5 protein-coding genes are annotated in these 4,275 nt (G+C 65.3%); 3 read left to right on the top strand and 2 right to left on the bottom strand.

The genetic code is table 11. The annotated features are described in order from the left end of the window. The first annotated feature begins 46 nt into the window (after nt 1–46). A complete protein-coding gene (locus OHB12_RS07900; protein WP_327117571.1) occupies nt 47–229 on the top strand; it encodes a hypothetical protein in 183 nt (60 codons plus the stop codon). Between the two features lie 251 nt (nt 230–480). Further along, nucleotides 481–1,800, top strand: a complete 1,320-nt coding sequence (locus OHB12_RS07905; protein ID WP_327117573.1) for an amino acid permease — start codon at nt 481–483, stop codon at nt 1,798–1,800. A 376-nt stretch (nt 1,801–2,176) separates the two neighbouring features. Here OHB12_RS07905 and OHB12_RS07910 read toward each other — a convergent pair whose 3' ends face one another. Further along, nucleotides 2,177–2,386, bottom strand: a complete 210-nt coding sequence (locus OHB12_RS07910; protein ID WP_327117575.1) for a hypothetical protein — start codon at nt 2,384–2,386, stop codon at nt 2,177–2,179. A gap of 467 nt (nt 2,387–2,853) precedes the next feature. Next, nucleotides 2,854–3,588: a MerR family transcriptional regulator gene (locus tag OHB12_RS07915; RefSeq protein WP_327117577.1), complete on the bottom strand. Its 735-nt coding sequence runs from the start codon at nt 3,586–3,588 to the stop codon at nt 2,854–2,856. Nucleotides 3,589–3,686: 98 nt separating this feature from the next. Between OHB12_RS07915 and OHB12_RS07920 the strand changes: the two genes are divergently transcribed. Further along, nucleotides 3,687–4,211 carry a putative immunity protein gene (locus OHB12_RS07920; protein WP_327117579.1) on the top strand — a complete coding sequence of 175 codons (525 nt, stop codon included), beginning with the start codon at nt 3,687–3,689 and terminating at the stop codon, nt 4,209–4,211. Nucleotides 4,212–4,275 lie beyond the last annotated feature (64 nt).

The raw sequence follows: 4,275 nt of genomic DNA on the forward strand, positions 1-4,275 counted from the left end.
GCCGAAACCTGGGTGAAGATGCTGGTTAAACAGTTGGCGCCGAGTGGTGAGTACCGCGCGAACCTCGTCGCTCGCCGGAACGCAGAAATGGCTTCAGCACCCCCGGGTCGACACCATGGACCAGGGCGACCCCCTCGTCTTCTGTGATATCGCGGATTCGGTATACACCCTCACCCGCGGCGGTGGACGCGGTCAGCGTGAGCAACCCGTGCCGCCGCTGGAACGGTGATCGCGCGCCGCCCCGGCCGCGGCGGCTACTAGTGTGTGACGAACCCCACCTCGCTGCTATCTTGCCTGAATCAACTGAGCTACGGAGGCTCGATGGCACTCAGACGTGAATCAGACGTGAATCCCCCAGCAAGGGACGGGGTGCCGCCGGTGACTTCCGCCCACGAGGGAGAGGGAAATTCTGCGGGTACCGCATCGGGGCGGCCAGTCCGGCCCCTCCACAAGGGCGGGTTACGGCAACGGCATCTGACGATGATCGCCCTCGGCGGAATCATCGGTGCCAGCTTGTTCGTCGGCAGCGGATCAGTCATTCACACCGCCGGTCCGGCGGCCGTGTTGTCCTATGCCCTCGGCGGGGTGCTGGTCATCTTCGTCATGCGCATGCTCGGTGAAATGGCTACCGCCAAGCCCACTCTCGGTTCGTTCATGGAGTATGCGCGAGAGGCCCTCGGCGAACGTGCCGGCTTCGTCGTCGGGTGGTTGTACTGGTATTTCTGGGTCGGCGTGGTCGCCTTCGAAGCCGTCGTCGGCGGCAAACTCCTCGGCGGATGGTTCCACGCACCTGACTGGGTGTTCGCGCTGGTGCTCATGTTCATCCTGACAGCCACCAACTTGCTGTCGGCGCGCTCGTTCGGAGAGACCGAGTTCTGGCTCGCCTCGATCAAGGTCGCCACCATCACCGTATTCCTCTCCGTCGGTGCGCTTGTCGTCCTCGGGCTCTGGCCGGGCTCGCGGCTGTCGGTCGCCAACATCGGTCAACACGGCTTCATCGTCAACGGTGGATTCTCGATCCTGCAGGGCGTCGTGGTGGTGATCTTCTCCTACTTCGGCGCCGAGATCGTCACGATGGCGGCCGCCGAGTCGGAGCACCCGGCCAAAGCGGTGGCCAAGGCCACCAACACCGTGCTGTGGCGGATCCTGCTCTTCTATGTCGGATCGGTGGCCCTGTTGCTGATGATCACCCCATGGACCGAGATCCCCAGCAACTCCAGCCCGTTCGCGGCGGCCTTCGACAAGCTCGGCCTTCCCGCGGCCGAGCAGATCATGAATATCGTCGTGCTCACCGCAGCACTGTCCGTCCTCAACTCCGGCCTCTACACCGCCTCTCGGATGTTGTTCGCCCTCGCCAACCGCGGATGGGCACCGAGCTGGACCAAGGATTGCAACTCGCGCGGGGTTCCCTGGAAGGCGGTCCTGCTCAGCACGATCGTGGGATATGTGGCGGTCGCCATGAACTACGTCTCACCAGATCGGGTGTTCTCGTTCATCATGAACTCCGCCGGGGCGGTGGCCCTGTTCGTCTATGTCATCATCGCCCTTTCCCAGCTGAGCCTGCGCTCGCGCATGACCGACGACGAGAAAACCGTGCTGGGCCTGAAGATGTGGCTGCATCCGTGGCTCGGCATCGTCACCGTTCTCGGAATCGTCGTCATCATCTTCTCGATGAGCCTGATCGAGGCCACCAGGCCGCAGCTGTGGCTGAGCCTCGTCAGCCTCGGGGGGCTCTTGGTGGCCTACTCGGTTACGCAGTGGATGCGCCGCCGCGCACGCACCCGGCCGTCCGGCTCCTGAAACGACTTCGCCCAAGGTCCGAGTGGAGAGCCTTCAGCGCGGACCCCTACGGCAGATCCGCGAAGATCGTCGACACATGCAGGTCCGTTCGCGGAACGGCGCGGGTGATGCGGAACTACATCGCTGGAGCAGGGTACGGCAGGTCAGCCATGACGGCATCCACCATGACGGCCACGTTGGTCACGTGCTTCGCCGACTGTCCGGACCTCGTCGGGCCGGAGATACGAGGTCCAGGATCCGGATCCACATCGTGGGTCGAAGAGACGAGCGAGTGCGCAGATGGAAAGCGACCACCCGATGGGGATGGGCTGTGGAGGACGGTTCCACGGTGTTGGCAGAGTGCGTAATCGACCTGTCCAGCGATCACGGTACCCGGTTACACCGACGAACTCGAGTCGCCGGACGCCGACAGGAACAGGTTCGAGTAAGCAGGGATATGCGCGATGTCGTTGCGCACGTTGGCCGATCGAAGTACACCCGCCTTGCGGAGGATGGCGACGAGACGCTCAGCTTCGCCCCATTCGATACCCGCTTCGGTCGAGAGGGCCGCAACGGCCCGGCTGTCGAAGTCCGTGTCTTCACTCATGGTGTTGATTCTCCTCGGTTATGGGTGGAACTCGAGCCGCCGCCCCCACAGCTCGTCGAACGGCGTGAACCTCCGAACAGCCCCTCGTCAACGGTCGCAAGCTCCCCGAACGTCGAGTATTCGGCGTGCAGATGGTCAAGTCGCCGCGCGCCCTGGCCTGCTCGAACAGGTGCCGACCGCACGCGGATACCGATGGCGCCCAGACCCCTGGTCTACGCCGAACTCCGGCCTCGGTCGGGCGATCCGCTCCAGCGTCCACGGCTGCTCGGCACTCATGATTCCTTCTGCCTCACGGCCACAGTAGACCATCACACCGTTGATCACTCCCGCAAGCAGATCCAGGCCGCCGACGACGAGTGGGCCAGTGCTGACGCCATGCCTATCGTCTGCCCTGCGCTCATCTGGCTTCCGCGGGGCTTCCGGGAGCGCAGCGTCGCCGACGCAGTGACCGAGTGGCGGTGGCGTAGTCACTCGGCCTGTCTCCGGGCGGGGTCTGGTCGGCCGTCGAGGTAGGCGTCCAGTGCGGCGGCGGCGGTGAGCATGGCACGGCCGCGGGCCGAGAGGCGGGCATGCCAGTCACACAGCATCGACTCGAGCGGTGCGACTCCTCCAGCGGAGCGGACCTGGGCGATCAGCGGGGCGATCTGCTCCAGCAGGTAGCCACCTCGTCTGAGTTGGTGGGCAAGTAGGGCATCGCGCACGTCGGCCGCGCAGTAGACCCGGTAACCCGTCTGCGGGTCGCGGCGCGGTCGGACCAAGCCGGCCCGTTCCCATTTGCGCAGGGTGGCCGGGCGGATGCCGAGCCTTCTCGCCAGGGGGCCAACGAACGTGTCGCCGCGTTCTTGCGGTACGGGACCGAGGTCGTCAAGCGCGGCTTCGACGGCCTGCAGGGTACGGCGGTCGTCGATAAGCTGGGCGTGGCTCTCGTCGATGAGCCGAAGCGCGTCCTCGGTCGTGCCCCGGTTGATCGCCTGCATGATCAACGTGGCCGTCTGGTGACCGTGTCCTGGCACGAGAGCCAGAAACGCGCGCAGCGCTTGTGCGTGCAGCGGCGTGTATGCGCGGTAGTCATGCCGGGTGCGTTCGGCGTCCGGAAGGATCCCGGCCGCCTCGTAGTTCCTGATCGCCTGCGTGGACAGGCCGTGCCCACGTGCCAGGTCAATCGGCCTGAGCCGCCCACCATCTTGAAAGTTTCGCGTCACTGTCCTACCGATATCGCGGATAAGTTTCAATCGTCGGTTCAACGATACTGTCAAGTGTCATGAATGTGGCTGACGAGAATCCGAGGATCGAACTCAGCATGTCTGAACTGCGCGAGATTGCGGGCTACGCTGTGGCCTGCGCGGAGCCCGCCTTGGCAATCTTCGAACGTGAACGCCCTGACGATCGGCGCCCACGAGCCGCGATCGACGCTGCGCAGGCGTTCGCGGAGGGAGCCGAGCGGACCAAGGCGATCCGTGACAGCGCGTGGGCGGCACACCGGGCGTATCAAGAGACACGCGATGTAGGGCAGACCGCGGCGAGCGATGTTGCGCGCGCGGCCGTCGCCGCGGCCAGTGCGGCGTTCCTGCACCCCCTGGCGAAAGCGACTCAGGTCTTGCACATCCTCGGACCGGCCGCCCACGCGGCTCGAGCCTTCGAGCTCGATGCCGGCGACGACCGTAACGTCGGCGCCGACTACATCGAGCAGGCAAGAAGCCTGGCCAGCCCCATCGTGGCGAACGTCCTGACGCGCTACCCGAACGCCCCGAGTGGTCGCGGCCGTGTGGGAGAGCTATTGCGGGAACTGGACGCATCGTTGCGACGACTGGCGACCAATCACTGACCGCCTACGACCACTGAGGGCGGGTCGGCGGCCACTCTGCGCGTCGCCCACCCCTCGGAATCGA

Source organism: Nocardia sp. NBC_01730, assembly GCF_035920445.1.
In the GTDB taxonomy this organism is placed as follows: Bacteria; Actinomycetota; Actinomycetes; order Mycobacteriales; family Mycobacteriaceae; genus Nocardia.

Coding starts and splice junctions, on each gene's coding strand:
- OHB12_RS07920 (WP_327117579.1), top strand. CDS start 3,687: ATGTCTGAACTGCGCGAGATTGCGGGCTACGCTGTGGCCTGCGCGGAG.
- OHB12_RS07905 (WP_327117573.1), top strand. CDS start 481: ATGATCGCCCTCGGCGGAATCATCGGTGCCAGCTTGTTCGTCGGCAGC.
- OHB12_RS07910 (WP_327117575.1), bottom strand. CDS start 2,386: ATGAGTGAAGACACGGACTTCGACAGCCGGGCCGTTGCGGCCCTCTCG.